The following is a 16,126-nucleotide window of genomic DNA, read 5'->3' as shown; positions in this document are numbered from 1 at the left end:
CCTGAAGGCCGCAGGTTCAAATCCTGCCCCCGCAACCAACAAAAAGCCGCTGACCCCACAGGGTCGGCGGCTTTTGTCGTTTCCGCGCGCCACGACGGCTGCGCCGCATCTCTTGCAGCGTCCAGCAGCGGGCATAGGGCGTTCAGGATCGGCGGCTCGTACGCAGACGCTAATTTGACGTTCGAGCCAGGCCCCCAGCGCGGCCGCCGTGCGTTGCCACCAGGTGACCGTAACGATCGAGATCCTGCAGCAGCAGATGGACGACGCCGTGGCCGCCCTCGATTTCGAGACGGCCGCGCGGCGTCGTGACAGGATCAGTGCCATGCGGGGCGGCGCTACAGCCGCCGAGGCGGAAGCCGCGCGCTTCGAAGGGCTTACGCGCCAGGCCCCAAGCGCCATGGGACTGGGAACCAGCCGGCAAAGGATGGTCCCGCCCGCCGGCCGGCATCGTCCCGCGGCCTTACCCATGACGATCGCCATCGCCGAGGCGCGACGGCTGGTCGCGTATGATCGCGTCGATAATCGGCTATTCCCCTTCAGCGCAGCGGCGCGCAGGCAGCGCTAACGACTTCGTCCGGCATCGCGGGTTGAGTCATCCATTTCCCGGCGTTGGCGTCAGCCCTTGGGCCCGGCAGCGTCACGCTGCAGGCTTCGCGATGACCACACCGGGTGCTGCCACGACGCCTTGCGAACGACGCCGTTCTACCGCGGCCGATGGCACTTTCCGGATCGTGCCGCGTCCCGGCCAGATATCGATCGGCCGAAAGGAATTACTCCGACCGTTTCAGGTAACGGGAGATGCCATCCATATCGTATCGCGGGTATCCCCCAGCTGGACACGCGGACGTATGAGGACCCGGCGCGCTGGCACAGGAGCGCCGAGTATCAACTGTCCTCAAGCGGCGTACCAGGTGCAAGGTCGTACATGGCTGTTGATAGATGCCGCTCTCCATGAAGTACTGCGATCCTGTACCATCGCGGACGCGCCCCAAGGTCATCGCGCCGATAGTGGATGCGGGTAGGACGTGCTCATTCGAGATTGAGAACAGGCAGGTTGAACGGAACCGCCGGCAGGTCTTCGCTGCTGTAGAGATTGACGAATGGCGCGTCCGACCAGGCATAGCGCACATGTGTTACCCCGCCGGTATCGGCGCCGCGCAGCACGATGCGGTTGCCGTCGATATCTCCGGGAACGAAACGGCACGCGGTCTTGGTACAAGCCTCAAATCCGATCGCGCTTTTGGCGCTATAGGCCTGCAGGCCCGCACCGGCGTGGCGGAAGTGGATCACCAGATCGCCCTGCGCGCGGTTCACGCGGACGGCTTCGGGGCCGCCTGGGGCGATCGCCTCGCCATAGACGACGGACCTCGCCGCGCGCGCTAGCCGCTCTCCAACCAGCAGCTTCTGGGTTGGATGGATGTCGAAGCGGTCGCCCAGGTCGAGCGTGAGCGCGAGGCCGGCATGCCCGTCCTGGCGGACCGTGTCGGACTGCGCCTGGCGTAGCACCGCCCAATCGGATTCGACCGGCTTGGCCGACGGCGCGCCATAGGAGGCGAGCTGCGCCACCAGCATAGGCAGCTCCGGCTGCCCCATATGCGCCCGCCAGTCCTTGAACAGCAGCGTCAGCAGTCCGCGATACTCGCTTGCCTCGGCGACATTCGATTCTCCCTGGTACCAGGCGGCGCCCTTGAAGCCGTAGCGTGCGATCGGGGCGATCATCGCATTGTACAGCGTCGACAGGCTGGTCGGCACTTCCCAGGGCGGGATCGGCGGCTTTTTGTCCTTCAGCGGCGCGGCGAGCTGGTAGGACCAGGCACCGTCTAGCGGCACCGCCGATCCATCGTGCAGCTTAAGCAGATGGTTCGCCGCCGTGCCGGTCGGCCCCTTGCCGCCGAGCACGCGGATCGCAATCACGTTGCGCCCGGCATGGAGAGCGCCCGCCGGCACTGCATAGTCGCGCCAGAACCAGTCGATGTTGTTGGAGCCCGTCCAGCGTCCGTTGATCCACACGGTGTCGTTGCTGTCGATCGGCCCCAGCTGCAGCCGGTCCGCGGCCGCTGCCTGCGCCTTGGTGAGCGTCACCACCGTGCGCAGCCATACCACGCCGTGGAACGCTGCAAGCGCGGGGATGTCGGCGTCGCGCCAGCTGCCGTTCAGCTTCATGCTGGACCAGGCGCGGTCATCGAAATCGGCGGCCGACCAGTGCTTCGTAGCGGACCAGCGCGGATCATTGGCGCTCCACCAGTGCTCGATACGTGCCTCTTCCAGCTTGCGCGCGGCGGCAGGATCGGCGGCGAGCGCGGCCAGCGATCGCAAGCTCTCGGTGTATTTGGGAAGCGTGGCCAGGCTTCCGGAGCTGATCCAGCTCTGGATGGTAGTGCCGCCCCAATCGGGATCGATAAAGCCAACCGGGATCTTCAAACGCTGCTGCAGCGCGCGCGCCATGTAGAAGCACACCGCCGATGCATCGCCCGCGCTGTCGCCGTCGATCAACCGCCAGCGCAGTGGCTGGCCGAGGTCCTCTAGCGGGGCGGGGGCGCTGGCCTTCTCGACATGCGCGAAGCGGAGCATCGGTTGAGGAGCATGGGCGACCCCGCCCCAGGCGCCGGTGGAGAGCCGTGCCGGAAACTCCATGTTGGACTGGCCGCCGCACAGATACACGTCGCCCAGCATCAGATCGGCAAGCGCCTGCGTCTTCGCGCCGGCCCGTACGGTGAGGCTGTAGGGGCCACCGGCGCCGCGAGCGGGGAATCGCAGTTCCCAGCGGCCCTTGGCATCGGCCTCCGTGGTCGCGCTGTCGTTGTCGAAGGTAGCGGCTACCGTCTCCCCCGGCCCGGCATGGCCCCAGAGCAGGATCGGGCGATCCCGCTGCAGCACCGCATGATCGGTGAACACGGCAGCCAGCAGCGGCGCGTCCTGCGCAAGGGCAGGGATGGGCGTAGTGGCGAGGCAGAGTCCGAAAAGCCAATGTCGTTTCATGCGGTCCTCGCAAGGGAATCGTGCAGCGCTATGCTATTTGAAAGCGGGCAGTTCGTCTTTGGTCAGATAGCGGTCGGACGCGTAATAGGCCTTGAGCTGTTCGGGCGTGTTCTGCGATGGATCGGTCAGCCAGCGGGTGTGCCAGGTCATGAAATAGAGCCAGTCGGCGCCGGGACTCAGCGTCGCGGGGTCGGGAATCGGGCCGTTCTCGTGCAGGCAGATCGGCACGCTTTCGCCGACGATCGCCTTCACCGCCGCGAACATCGGCGCGAGATTGCCGTGATCCTCGACATACAGGTCGGCGCCGGCGATATCGACCATGTCGCGCCCCGGCCAATAGGCAGGATCGACCTTCTGGCCGGCCCAGCCCAGGACCCAGATCAGATTGTCGAGCCGGTAGCGGTCGACATATTCGCGGTACATGAGCCGCCAGAGCGCCTTGAACGCGTCCGGCCCGTGCTTGCCCCACCAGAACCAGTCGCCGCTGAACTCGTGGAAGGGGCGCCACAGTACCGGCACATCGGCGTCGCGCAGCACCGTCAGCAGCTCGGCCGTGTGTGCCATTTGCGCCATCATCGCGCGGTTCTGCGCCGTGCCCGGCGTTAGCGCCTTGGCGACATCGAAGTCCTTCTTTGAATTCTCGTAGCCGGTGCCGATGTCCGGCGCCCCCCAATGCCAGCAGATCGTGGCGATCCCGCCCGAGCGGTGCCAGGCGGTGGCGCGCGCATTCACTCCGGCTTCGTCGCGCGGCTCGATATAGTCGAAGCCGACCAGCGCCGGCTGCTTGCCGGTGACGCGCTCGATATAGTCGAGCTCGACGCGCGGGCCGGCGGGGGAGAAGTTCTGCTCCTGCTGGCCGGTGAGCGTGTGGCGGCCGTAGATCGACCAGAGATAGGTATAAAGCGCGCGTGCCTTGGCGGAGGCGCGCGGATTGCTCAGCACCCCGCGCGGCGGCAGCCCGGCGGCGCGGCTCAAAGCAGGGAGAAGGGCGGCGGCGGTGCCTGCGGCGAGCGCGGCTCGGCGGGTGAGCAGGGTCATGGCTTCAGCCTCAGCATGACGACACCGTGCGGCGCCACCGTCGCAGCGATGCTGCCGCGATGCTTGCCCAGGTCGCGATGTGTCCAGAGGTCGCGGGCAGCCAGGTTCAAGCCTTGCGGATAGTCGAGCATCGCCCAATCGGCGCGGATTTCAGCGGGTGCCTCGCCGCGGTTAAACAGCACCAGCGCGCGACCGCCGCCGGCGAGCGGCTTCGACCAGACTTCGCGATCGCCTTCCTTCCACACTCGCCTGCCCTGGACGCCGAGCGCATCCTGGTCGACGGCGATCACCTCGCGATTGGTGAGGATCGCGTGGGTCTCGGGCGTCATGTTCGCCACATCGTTGCCGGCGATCAGCGGTGCGGCCATGATCGCCCAGAGGGAGAAGTGGCTGCGATATTCCACGTCGGTCATGCCGCCATTCCCGACCTCGAGCATGTCGGGATCGTTCCAGTGGCCCGGTCCCGCATGGGGCCAGAGCGGCGCGTTCATGTCGACGATGTTGGTGAGGCCCCAGCTATAGCCGTGCTTGCCGGACCATTTGTCGGTGATGTCGCCGGAGGTGCGCCACGAGTTGCCGATCTTCTGCGCCCAGAGCCAAGGCTGGTTGTTGCCCCATTCACACATCGAGAACAGGATCGGGCGGCCTGATGCCTTCAGCGCATCGGCCATGGTGGCGTAGGCTTCCTCGGCGTTGCGGGTGCCGGTGGAGCACCAGTCGTACTTCAGATAGTCGACGCCCCAGCGCGCATATTGCAGCGCGTCCTGATATTCATGGCCCTGGCTGCCGGGGCGGCCGCCGCAGGTCTTGGCGCCGGCATCCGAATAGATGCCGAACTTCAGGCCCTTGGCATGAACATAGTCGGCCAGCGCCTTGATACCCGAGGGAAAGCGGGTGGCGTCGGCCTGGATGAACCCATCGGCATCGCGCGCGCCCTGCCAGCAATCGTCGATCACGACATAGCTGTAGCCCGCATCGCGCATGCCGCTGGCGACGAGCGCATCGGCGGTGTCGCGGATCAGTTTCTCGCTGACATTGCAGGCGAAGCGGTTCCAGCTGTTCCAGCCCATCTGGGGGGTCCTGGCCAGGCCGTTGACGGTGCGGGCGGGGTCTTGCGATGCCGGCATACGGTTGGGATCGGGGGCGTCCTGTGCCGTGGCGGGCAGGGACGAGGCGAGCAGCGCGGCGGCGGCAAGGCCGGCCAGCAGCGGGGAACAGCGCATGGGCGGCACCTCCGTTGAAGCGGTTATCAATTGAAGTCGGCTGCGGCTGCGGCCGAGTCGGCAAGAAAAGGGCCCGGCGGCAGAGTTGCCCCGGGCCCCCTCTTGATCACATCGTCAGGCGAACGCTGATCGTGTACTGACGATCGCTCTTGAAGTAGTTGCGCGGCGCTTCAAGGCCGTTCCTGTTGAGCAGGTACGTCGTCTTCGTGGTCGTATCGAGCAGGTTGGCTGCCTCCAGCCCGATCTTGAACGTCTTGGTCACCGTGTAGAACAGCGACGCGTCGAGCTGGCCCGCCGCCTGCGCGTAGACCGGCAGGAACGGGAAGCAGCAATCGCGGTTGCTCAGCAGGTACTTGGACCGCCAGCTATAGGCCGCACGGGCATAGAAGCCCCCGAGGTCGTAGAAGGCGGCGACGTTGACATTGTGCTTCGACAGGCCGGCCAGCGGCAGGTTGTCGTACAGGCCGGTCACGTCCATCACCGGCCGGTTGCCGTCGGCAGGCGTGTTGGCCGGCGGCGTGTTCGGCAGGCTGTTGGTCGAGACGTAGGTGTAGCTCGCCTGTAAGCCCAGCCCGCGCAGCGGCCCCGGCAGGAAGTCATAGGTCTGCTGGTACGAGATCTCGGCGCCCTTCACCCGGCCGGTACCTTCGGAGTTCACCGGACCATTGCCGGTGACCGTGTAGGTCTGGCCGTTGTTGGTGAAGGTGCGGGTGAACGGCGAGTTGTCGAGGATGATGTTGTCGAGCGTCTTGTAGAAGGCCGTGGCGGTCAGCTGGCCGACGCGCGCGAAATACCATTCGGCGGTGAGATCGAACTGCTTGGATTCGATCGGCCGCAGATAGGGGTTCCGTCCGCTCATTTCGAAGCCGTACAAGCCAGCGCGATTGCCGCCTGCCGGGCTAATGCCAACGAAGTTGCGCAGATCGCCGAAATTCGGACGCGAGATCGCCTTCGATGCGGCGAACCGCATCAGGAACTTTGACGTCAGATCCAGTCGCACGTTGATCGACGGTAGCCAATGGTCGAACTTCTGCGCCACGACACTGGACACCGACTTGGGATTGCCATTGGCGTCGCCCTGCGCAAACGCAAACGCGTTGAGAGCATCCTGCAGCGGGATCGTGCAGAGCGGCGGCGTTGGGTTGAACTGGCCCGGATTGGCAGCGACATAGGTGCAGTATTGCGGGATCGTCTGCCAGCGCGACGGGCGGGGCGTTCCATCGTCGTTCACGCCAGCCGGATCCGGCTGGAACACCGTGGCTGCCCTCGGGAAGGTCACGCCGCCATAGGCCTTGTCCTCCGTGTGCACCCAGCGGAGGCCGATATTGCCGCTCAGCTTGGTCGCCCCGCCGAATGGCGCGTCGACGCCGAAATCGGCCCGGGCATAGGCGGCATAGGTCCGCTCGCTGTTCCGGTAGATCTCGTTGTCGCGGAAATAGCCGTCGACCAGGGGGCCGCCGTTGACATTGGTGCGGTCCTGCAGCGGCACATAGCTGCCGACATTGCCTCCCAACTTCACCGCATTGCGGACATACTGCATCAGCTTCGCGTCATCGGTGAGGATGTCGCTGGGAATGTAGGCAGCGCTCGGCGGCTGCGTGACGTTGCCGCGCAGGAAGTTGTCGAAGGTCAGCACCGAAGTCGGGCCTGCCTGCGCGATCGAGACGGCGCCGGCCGGATAGGCCCAGTTGGCCGAGACCGATCCCCAATTGTTGTAGTCGTTGGTGCGCGCGACTTGCGAGCGGTCCGAATAGCGGCCGCCGACGCGCAGCTTGCGCAGGAACGACGTCTCGCTCACGTCATATTCTGCATCGCCCTGGAACGCCCATTCATGGCCGTCATTCTTGGCGCGATTGACGCTGGCGTTGTTGATCCAGATGCTGTTGCCGCTGCTGAAGTAGTTGGCGGTGTTGAACCCCGGGGTCACGAACTTGATGTCGGGGATGTCGTTCGTGCGATCGATCTGGATCTGCCCGTACGAATTGCCGTCCACGGTGGCATCGTAATTGTTGGTTTTGGATGCAACATACTGGCCGTCGAAGTTGAAGCGCAGCCGATCGGTTGGGCGCCATTTCACGTTGAACGATGCGTCCTGCGTGATCGAGCGGGTGATGAAGTTGCGGTTGGTGAGGTTAAGCGTGTAGCCGTTGTCGACGAACTGTGGCAGCGCGTTGGCATAGGTCGGCGCGCCGGCCGCGTTGACGTACCAGCCGCCCGGCGAGATCGCGCGGCCAAAGGTGCCGGTCTGCGCAAGGCCGTTGCTGTCATAGGTGGGGGCCGTGGTGCCGAACGGCATCACGGTGGTGATGTCGCCATACCAGTTGGCGCCCTCGATCGTGTGATCGATCCACGCTTCGCGGCTGTCGGCCCGCAGATACTGTGCGGTCACCAGCAGCGAGCGATCGGCGTTTTCGAACTGCGTCGCGGCCGAAATGCCGATGCGCTCGCGGTTGAAGTGCTGGTCGCGGAAGCCCGGCCCGAGCGGCGAGTAAACCTGCGTCTTGCCTGCCGGCACCGGATAGGTGTCGAACAGATCGGTCGCATAGCCCGTGCCGGCGTTGATCGTCCGGCCTTCGCCAGGGTCCTGCTTGCCGTTACCATTCTTGTCGTCGTTCTGGCGCGGCAGCCAACCCGAGAAGTAGATCGACTGGCTCTGCGAGCGGATCTGCGAATAGGTGCCGCCCAGCAGAACGCCGATGCGGCTGCCGCCCGGCGTGTTGAACTGCTTGGAGACCAGGCCGACCACCGCCGGTGCGCCGCGCTTCTCCATGTCGCCGATGTTCATTGCCGCGGAGAAATAGGCGAGGTCCTTGGTGCTGTCGAAAGGCTTGCGGGCATTGATGCTCACCGTGCCCGCGATGCCGCCTTCGATCATGTCGGCGGTGAGGTTCTTGTAGACTTCGATCGAGCCGACGAGTTCGGATGGAACGTCGCTGAAGCCGATTTCGCGGCCGCCGCCCACCGCGAAGGTGTCGCGGCCGTTGAACTCGCTCTTCACGTAATTGAGGCCACGGACGACCACGCCCGAGCCCTGCACCGAGAAGTGCTGCGAATCCGACGGCGATGCGAAGCGGCTGATCGCCACGCCGGGCACGCGCTGCAGCGCCTCGTTCACCGAGCGATCGGGCAGGGCGCCGATGTCCTCTGCGGTGATGGCGTCGACAACGGTGTCGGAATTACGTTTGATGTTCTGCGCGCTGCGCAGGCTCGCTCGGATGCCGGTCACGACGATGTCATCGCTCGTCGTCTGTGCGGGCGAGTCGCTCTGCGCCGTGGCAGAAGCAGTGGCATCTTGCGCGGCAGCCTGAAACGGCACGGAGGAGAGTGCGATCAGCGAAGCAGTACCGGCCAGCGAGAGAAGGTTGGTGCGCGAAAACCGCACGCGAGCATCAGTCATATATCCCCTCCTGAACGCCACTCTGGTTCGTTGCGTGAGCAGAAGCGCTCAAGACCAGAGGTGGGTACGCATTTGATGCAGCGGGTTTTCCGAACCTGCAACGATAAAACGAAATTGATTGATTTATTTAAACGCTTCAAAGGTGGCGTGTGCAGCAATTTCTCGGACGTGTTGCAGAAATGTCATAAGAGGGGGGCGTGGCGGACGGAAAGCGACGGCGGGTGATCATCGTCGGCGGCGGTACGGCCGGATGGATGACTGCGGCTGCACTGGTGCAGGCGCTGGGTTCGCTCGTTTCGATTCGGCTGGTCGAGTCCGCCGAAATAGGCATCGTCGGGGTGGGCGAGGCGACCTTTCCCCATCTGCGGCTGTTCCTGCGCCGCTTGGGCATCGACGAAGCAGCGTTCATGGCGGCGACGCATGCCACCTACAAGCTGGGCATCATGTTCAACGACTTCGGCGCGTTGGGCGAGGAATACATGCACGGCTTTGCGAGCTTCGGCGAGCCGCTGGCGGGGGTGCCGTTCCACCACTACTGGCTGCGATTGAACCAGGACGCGACGGGCGCTGCCATCGGTGACTATTCGATGGCAGTAGCTGCCGCGCGGGCTCGTCGCTTCCATCCACCCGGGCCTGCGCTGGGAGGCGATGACGCCTTCAGCTATGCCTATCAGTTCGATGCGACGCGGTTCGCGCCGTTCCTGCGGGGCTTTGCCTGCGCCCGCGGCGTGGAGCGGATCGAGGCGACGGTGTGCCGCGTGGAGCGCGACGGCGCCAGCGGCGACATCGCCGCGCTGGAGCTTGGCGACGGCACCCGCCTGGAGGGCGACCTGTTCATCGACTGCTCCGGGTTCCGCAGCCTGTTGCTGGGCGACGCGCTGGGCGAAGGCTGGGAAAGCTGGGCTGACTGGCTGCCGTGCGACCGTGCGGTTGCCATGCCGTGCGCACGCCCGCCGGGAGAGATCGAGCCCTTTACTCGGGCCATTGCCATGCCGTCCGGTTGGCGCTGGCGCATCCCGCTGCAGCATCGGCTGGGCAATGGCTATGTCTTTAGCAGCGCCTTCGTCAGCGAAGACGAGGCGACCGCGCAGCTGGCTGCGGTTCTGGAGGGGGAGCCACTTGCCGACCCGCGCATCCTGAAGTTCCAGCCGGGCCGCCGCCGCCGCGCCTGGTCTCGCGACGTGGTGGGGATCGGGCTGGCGTCAGGCTTCCTGGAACCGATGGAATCGACCAGCATCTACCTGGTCCAGATCGCCATCGACTGGCTGCTCGAGCTGTTTCCGCTCGACGGGATCGACACGCGGGACCAGCAGATGTTCAACGAGCTGATCGACTTTGAATATGCGCGGATCCGCGATTTCCTGATCCTCCATTACCACGCCACGCGCCGTGACGATTCGCTCTTCTGGAACCGCATGCGGACGATGGAGGTGCCGGAAAGCCTGGCCGAGCGGCTCGCACTCTGGCGGCGGTCGGCGCGCGTCGCGCAGTTTGGCCGAGGGCCGTTCCTGGAGCCGAGCTGGGTGGCGGTGCTGCTGGGGCAGGGGATCCGCCCGCAAGGCTGGGATGCGCGTGCGCAGCTGCCGGATGCGGCTGGGCTGCGAAGCGCGATGGCGCGCCTGAAGAGCGACATCGATCGGCGCGTCGCTTCCATGCCGGGGCACGCCAGCTATGTGCAGGCGCTGGCGAGCGGGGCGTCGATCAATGGTTGAGGTCAAGCCTCTCGCGCATATCGCGGTCGTAGGCGGCGGGACGGTCGCATTGCTCGCGGCGATCGCGCTCGCGCGTGCGCTGCCGGGTAGCAGGATAACGCTTGTGCCCTGCGCGGTACCCGAAGACGCGCTCGCGGATCTCGCAGTCTCGGGCGGCGCCGCCCTGCAGCGCCTGCACGCGCGTCTCGGCATCGGGGAGGCGTTGCTGTTCGCCCGCGCCGGCGCCACCCCTTGGCTGGCGACCCGCTACCGGGGCTTTGGTCCCGCGCGAGAGTTCTTCGTGGGCCATGGCGCTGCCGCGCGCGATCCGGCGGGTGGCTTCGCCCCGGAACCCTCGCTGGCCTCGCTCCTCGCAGAGCAGGAGCTTTGCCTCGCTCCCGGTCAAGAGGGAAGCGAAACCCTCGACGTCTTGCTCCGGTTCGATCCAGACGCATATCGCGCAGGACTGCACGCGCTGGCGCGACAGGCGGGCGTGCAGATCACAGGGCAGGCCGTGGCGGCAAACGGATCAGTCAACGCGGAGGAGGCGGATCTGATCGTCGACGCAAGCGGCAGCGGTTGGGTCCGGGCCGAGCAGGGGACTGCGGCGTGGCTTGCCTGGGACGAGAACAGGCAGGTCCGCCGGCTGTGCCGGTCCTCGGCACCGGCGGCGACGCGCGCCAGCCTGTGCGACACGGTCGCGAGGCGTGCAGCCGGATATTTGATCGAACAACCGGGCCTCCATCACACTGCATGGACGGCTTGCTGGGTGGACCCGCAGGACGACGCGCGCATGCAGCAGGCGCTGGAAGCCGCGAGCGGCGCACAGGCCACGCAGCCGGTTGCCTTTCGGCCCGGGCGTCTCGGCGAGCCGTGGCGCGGGCGTGTCATCGCGATCGGGGACGCGGCGGCGCGCTTTGCGCCCCTGGGCAGCCTGAACCTTCATCTGGCAGCGGCACAGATCCTGCTGCTGCTCGATTTGCTGCCTGGCGGCACATCTCCCTTTGCGGAATGTGCCGAGTATAACCGCCGGGCAGGCTTGCTTGCCGATCACGCGCAGGATTTTGTGTTGTGCCAGCAGGGGAAGCAGGGGACCGCGCTCCTTGAGCAGCGGGTCGACCAGTTCAGCCGGCGCGGCTGGATACCCGAACTGGCGGAGGGGTGCGTTCCGGCCGACGCTTGGGCGCAACTGATGATCGGGCTTGGCTTCGAACCCGGAAAACTGCCCCGTCTGCGGGCGATGAGCGACGAGGAAGTGACCAGCGCCACGCGTGCTCGACAAGCGAACCGCTCGAGGCTCCTATCAGCTGCCAGACCGTACCGGGTGTGATCTGCGATCGTGTGGCAGCACTCGTCACTTGGAGCGCCGCCCGAGCGACCTTCTGGCGATCCTCCTTCGGCCGGGGGCATCGGCAGAAGGTTAATCGTCGTGACGCACGCTGCATCCTGTCCTGACCGCCCCATTATGGCAGCAACCCGAACAGCGGGCATGCAAATGCAGCGCGCTTCCTATCGTGCCTTTCGGGCCGAGTATGTCTTCCCGCCACGAAGAAGGCTGAAACCCACAATGGCGCCATGATCGTCCCGCTCGAACGCGAGGGTCATGTCCTGCGCCGTCATGAAGAACATGAATTTTGATTCCGGGAACAGCTCCATGCGCGGGGCGCCGAACAGGTCGCTCTGGAAGAACAAGCGGTTGTCCTCGGCGATGATATGGGCCGGCTTATCCAGCAATTGATATGTACCCGCGACCTGCCGGTTGGTTGCCGGGTCCCCGGGAATTGCCGCTTTCTCGATGACCCCGAATTCTGGCCAAGCGTATTCGGCAGCGATGCTGCCCAGGATTTCGTCGATCAGCGCCGCGCCATTGTCGCTGTTGGTCATGATGACCACCCCTTGGCCGGAGCGCGTGTAGCCATATAGTTGGGCGCGGAACCCTTCGGTGCCGCCGCTATGGCCGAAGCTTGTCAGGTCGCCGACCTTGTCGACGAAGAGGCCCAGTCCATATTGCCCCAGTCCGCGCGTCAGCATCGAAGACGCGATGCTGCGGGACAGCACCTTACCGGACATCCCCGTTTCTGCCTGCTGCACTTCGAGGATCACTGCGGCCAGCTCGCTTGGCGTGCTCCAAAGGCTGGCGGCCGCGGACTCGGGATAGTTGTGCCATCGACCAGCGACGGCGTTGCCATCGCCGTGATACGCGGTAGCCGCCAGGTTGCGCTGAACGGCGGCCAATGGCGCGAACGTGCTTTGGGTCATCCCCAAAGGGTCCAGGACCGCTGCCTTCATGTAACGGTCGAACGGCTGACCGCTCGCTTCGCGCACCATCAACTGGACGATCTCATAGCCGCCGCCGGAATAGCGCCAAATGCTACCGGGCGCCGTGTCCACCCGAACCGGCTCCGAGTTCGCGGGCGTGACACCATCCAGCACCTGCAGCAGGCTCGGCACTGGCTGCCCCTGCGCGTAACCGGCGAATCCATGCACCGTCACACCAGCGCTGTGATTGAGCAGCATGCGCAGCGTCACAGCCTCGGCGCAGGTATGATCGTTTTGTGGGATTTCCCATGAAGCGAGCTGGCGGTTCGCGTCTTGGTCCAGCGACAGTTTGCCCTGCTCGACCAGGCGCAGGGCACCGATGGCGGTGAGCGTCTTGCTGATGGAACCCGCCTGGAAGAGTGTCTGCGTCGTTGCCGGCCGACCGCTCGCGACATCGGCCAGGCCATAGGCCCGGGCCCATTCAACCCGGCCGTTCGCGATCAAGGCGATGCTGACCGCAGGCACCCGGTAGAAGGCCATGCGCTCCGTGAGCGACATTTTCTGCGCTGGGGCCCCCTTCACAACGACGGGGGTGGAGAGTCCCTGCTCGACGCGCGCGATCCTGGCTTGCACCGCTGCCGACGGGGCTTGGCCGGGGGTGGGCGCTGGGATTGGCTGAGATGGTGCGCTTTGCGCCCACAGCAGTAACGTCGCGCAAGGCAGCAAGCGATGTTTCATCATGAAGCTCCAGCACGTGAGAGACCGCCGGACGCAGATGCAGACCTCTGCAGCGACTTGCCGCCGCGTGATCACACAAACAGGGGCTTGGCACAATGCTGGCGAATCAAGCGGCCGCGACCGAGTACGTCCAGTCTTTGCTGGCGATTGATCGAACGGCGGCTTCCCATGAAACGCACCGTGGAATGGGCGGCTCCCCGCGTCAGCCCACCCTGAAGTCTGCCGTTCGAGATCCTGTGGCGCAATCATTCGGCCGCCCGAAGCGAGAACGAGTAGGCTTACAAGCCTTAGCGTGCCTGGTGACCATGAGCCATCTGGCCGCGCATGGCTGCGAGTTTGATGGATAGTTCATCTTCGCGAACCGCTTTGGAGAAGAGATACCCCTGCAACTCGTTGCAGCCTGCCGTACGAAGCAGCGAACCCTGCTCACAGGTTTCGACGCCTTCGGCGGTAACCGAAAGGTTCATCGCGTGGCCAAGAGCAATAACCGCCTGCACGATTGCTATCGCCTCCTGATCTCGACCCACGCGCTTGATGAAGCTCTTGTCGATCTTGATGCGATCGACCTTGAACTGCTTGAGGTAGCTGAGGCTGGAATAGCCTGTCCCGAAATCGTCGAGAGCAATTCGAAAGCCTGCAAGCCGCAGGTCATCTAGTGCGGAACGGACCTCGGCGCAGTCGTCGATGAGGATACCTTCGGTAACTTCCAGTTCGATATGTCGTGGATGCACGCCGCAGTTCTGAACAACTGATCGTACCTTTGCTGCGAAGCCATCGCTTTTGAACTGAACGGGCGACACATTCACCGCCATGGTAAGACCGGGCCAGTTCTTCGAGACCCGGCAGGCTTCCCCCAGTACCCAAGTTCCGAGCGCATGGATCAGTCCCGCGTCCTCCGCAATCGGGATGAAGAGATCGGGTGTCAGCAGCCCCTTCAACGGATGATCCCAGCGGACCAGCGCCTCGAACCCGACCACGACTTCGCCGCTGGCATCCATTTTGGGTTGGTAGGCGACAAACAGCTGCTGCTTGAGCGCGAGCGCCTTCCGCAGATCCTCTTCCAGTTCCCGCCGGTTGGCGAGGCTCTCGTCCATTTCCGCGGTGTAGAAGCGATAGCCGTCCCGGCCGCCAGCCTTGACGCTGTACATCGCGATATCGGCCTTGCGCAGCAGTTCCGTTCGATCGGAGCTGCGCGGGGCGCCCACGGCGATGCCGATGCTTCCGCCTATCTGGACTTCTGATCCCAAGATCGGGAACGGCTTGCGCAACTCGGCAAGACAACCTTCCGCCAAGGTGCAGAGCGCTTCGGTCCCCAAGTCTTCGGTGAGGCAGATGGCGAACTCGTCTCCGCCGAGACGCGCCAGCAGCCCGCCTTTGCGCAGCCGGGCCGAGATGCGACCGGCGACGCTCTGGATGAGCTGGTCGCCTGCCAGATGGCCCAGCGTGTCGTTGACGTGCTTGAACTTGTCCAGGTCGATAAGCAGAACCGCAAGGGCTCCCTGGGTCGTGTGGGTAGCGGCCTCATCGACAAAGCGGTTGAACGCAGCCCGGTTCGGCAGCGAGGTAAGCACATCATGATTGGCCAGATACTGTGCGCGCGCCTCCTTCGCCTGAAGCTCGACACGCGCATTCTCCAGCTCTTCGATCGAGCGTGCATCCCTGAACATCAGACGCCCGACGATGATCACGAGAACGCCGAGCAAAACGATCAGCGCCGCTGCCGCCGCGCCGCCGCGGTGGGCGACGGAGCGAAGGATGTCCCGGCCGGGCATGTCCGGCCGCCAGCTAAGGTGACCGAGCAGCACACCCTGCGACGAGCGGAGGGGCACGCTGTACAACCCGGTGCCTGGCGCAGCCGGAGCGCGCAGGACCCGCGCGCCGGCGATCCCGTGGATCCGGCTGAGGTCCCGCATCATCGTGCCATCCAGAAAGCGAATGCTGACCAGCAAAGGCTGGCGTTCCCGCGGGCCGACCAGCACCTTCGAATCGGGAATCATGCGCATCACGCTCGCAGTGGCCGCTCTGCCGGAGATCTGCACGAGATCGGTCGCGTGAACCGCGGCAGGTGAGGTGCGCACGGTGCTGTTCTGCGCCAGCTTCCGCTCGGGGAGCCGCTCATGGGTGTTGGGCGCCCGCCGCAACGAGCCTCTTGCCGCCTGAATCAGGGGCAGCAGCGCGGGGCGAACGCTCGTGAAGATCGCGGGGGTGATGCGCGCGCCGTTCTGCATGGCGTAGACTGGTTGGTCGCTGCCGTCGATGATGATGTCCAGCTCGTGATTGAAGACGTAGTTGAGCCAGGTGCCGACGTTCTGGTCTAGCCACGCGGCATCGGGCCTGGCCTTGCGGACCTCCGCATAGGCAGGATCCCAGATAGCGACACCCGCCTGGCTTTGGGCCAGATCGTCGAGCACCGCGCCCAAGGCCAGGTGGACGTCGTTCGCCTGCCGTGCGCGAATCGACGCATCAACCTGACGCGCCGTCGCCCACAGGCTCCAGGCTCCGAAGAGCACGAGCGCCGCGGCCAGGAAGATGGCGGGGGTCGCCACGAACGTGGTGAACCGCAGAACGGGGCTTAGACGGGGAAAGTTTGAACGCTGGAACATGCATCTGCACAAGCAAGAAGAAGGCAATGCAAGGTTTTCAGTCTGCATTGTTCATGACAAATGCAGCCCGCTTGGCTTGCTCCTTTGGGTAGGAGTAAATCGTTGTTTTTGCGTGAACTGCCGCGTCACCACGGCTGCATTGGGCCTGCGTCAACTGCCGCTGTGTCTTGAGCCTGGGGCCTTGGCAATGCCCTCTGC

9 protein-coding genes are annotated in these 16,126 nt (G+C 65.0%); 3 read left to right on the top strand and 6 right to left on the bottom strand.

The window, feature by feature from the left end:
- Positions 1-223 precede the first annotated feature (223 nt).
- Entirely contained in the window at positions 224-565 is a 342-nt protein-coding gene (locus tag V7E00_RS09415) for a UvrB/UvrC motif-containing protein (protein WP_333572352.1), read from the top strand.
- A 464-nt stretch (positions 566-1,029) separates the two neighbouring features.
- Here V7E00_RS09415 and V7E00_RS09410 read toward each other — a convergent pair whose 3' ends face one another.
- The 4 genes from V7E00_RS09410 to V7E00_RS09395 all read right to left on the bottom strand — a co-directional run bounded on the left by V7E00_RS09410 (position 1,030) and on the right by V7E00_RS09395 (position 8,637).
- The gene (locus V7E00_RS09410) at positions 1,030-2,979 is read right to left on the bottom strand and encodes a sialate O-acetylesterase (RefSeq protein ID WP_333572351.1); all 1,950 of its coding nucleotides are present in this window, start codon (positions 2,977-2,979) and stop codon (positions 1,030-1,032) included.
- 33 nt (positions 2,980-3,012) lie between these two features.
- Entirely contained in the window at positions 3,013-4,017 is a 1,005-nt protein-coding gene (locus V7E00_RS09405; RefSeq protein ID WP_333572350.1) for a glycosyl hydrolase, read from the bottom strand.
- On the bottom strand, positions 4,014-5,240 hold the full coding sequence (locus V7E00_RS09400; RefSeq protein WP_333572349.1) for a glycoside hydrolase family 27 protein: 1,227 nt from the start codon (positions 5,238-5,240) through the stop codon (positions 4,014-4,016). The genes V7E00_RS09405 and V7E00_RS09400 overlap by 4 nt, the downstream gene beginning before the upstream one ends.
- A gap of 106 nt (positions 5,241-5,346) precedes the next feature.
- Positions 5,347-8,637: a TonB-dependent receptor gene (locus tag V7E00_RS09395; RefSeq protein WP_333572348.1), complete on the bottom strand. Its 3,291-nt coding sequence runs from the start codon at positions 8,635-8,637 to the stop codon at positions 5,347-5,349.
- A gap of 197 nt (positions 8,638-8,834) precedes the next feature.
- On the opposite strand from V7E00_RS09395, the gene V7E00_RS09390 reads away from it, so the two are divergent.
- On the top strand, positions 8,835-10,349 hold the full coding sequence (locus tag V7E00_RS09390) for a tryptophan halogenase family protein (protein ID WP_333572347.1): 1,515 nt from the start codon (positions 8,835-8,837) through the stop codon (positions 10,347-10,349).
- Entirely contained in the window at positions 10,342-11,658 is a 1,317-nt protein-coding gene (locus tag V7E00_RS09385; protein ID WP_333572346.1) for a tryptophan 7-halogenase, read from the top strand. Before V7E00_RS09390 ends, V7E00_RS09385 begins: the two co-directional genes overlap by 8 nt.
- 179 nt (positions 11,659-11,837) lie before the next feature.
- On the opposite strand, the gene V7E00_RS09380 is transcribed toward V7E00_RS09385, so the two are convergent.
- Positions 11,838-13,145 (bottom strand): serine hydrolase domain-containing protein, encoded by a 1,308-nt coding sequence (locus V7E00_RS09380; RefSeq protein WP_333572345.1) that lies wholly within the window; start codon positions 13,143-13,145, stop codon positions 11,838-11,840.
- A gap of 467 nt (positions 13,146-13,612) precedes the next feature.
- Positions 13,613-15,871 (bottom strand): putative bifunctional diguanylate cyclase/phosphodiesterase, encoded by a 2,259-nt coding sequence (locus V7E00_RS09375; protein ID WP_333572344.1) that lies wholly within the window; start codon positions 15,869-15,871, stop codon positions 13,613-13,615.
- Positions 15,872-16,126 lie beyond the last annotated feature (255 nt).

Source organism: Sphingomonas sp. (assembly GCF_036731925.1).
Lineage (GTDB): Bacteria > Pseudomonadota > Alphaproteobacteria > Sphingomonadales > Sphingomonadaceae > Sphingomonas.
The sequence above is the reverse complement of the archived record's forward strand: the minus strand, read 5'-3'. Positions and strand labels throughout refer to the sequence as shown.

Bases quoted from the DNA above. Each gene is read 5' to 3' on its own strand.
- V7E00_RS09410 (WP_333572351.1), bottom strand. From the start codon at position 2,979: ATGAAACGACATTGGCTTTTCGGACTCTGCCTCGCCACTACGCCCATC.
- V7E00_RS09405 (WP_333572350.1), bottom strand. From the start codon at position 4,017: ATGACCCTGCTCACCCGCCGAGCCGCGCTCGCCGCAGGCACCGCCGCC.
- V7E00_RS09400 (WP_333572349.1), bottom strand. From the start codon at position 5,240: ATGCGCTGTTCCCCGCTGCTGGCCGGCCTTGCCGCCGCCGCGCTGCTC.
- V7E00_RS09395 (WP_333572348.1), bottom strand. From the start codon at position 8,637: ATGACTGATGCTCGCGTGCGGTTTTCGCGCACCAACCTTCTCTCGCTG.
- V7E00_RS09385 (WP_333572346.1), top strand. From the start codon at position 10,342: ATGGTTGAGGTCAAGCCTCTCGCGCATATCGCGGTCGTAGGCGGCGGG.
- V7E00_RS09380 (WP_333572345.1), bottom strand. From the start codon at position 13,145: ATGTCGCTCACGGAGCGCATGGCCTTCTACCGGGTGCCTGCGGTCAGC.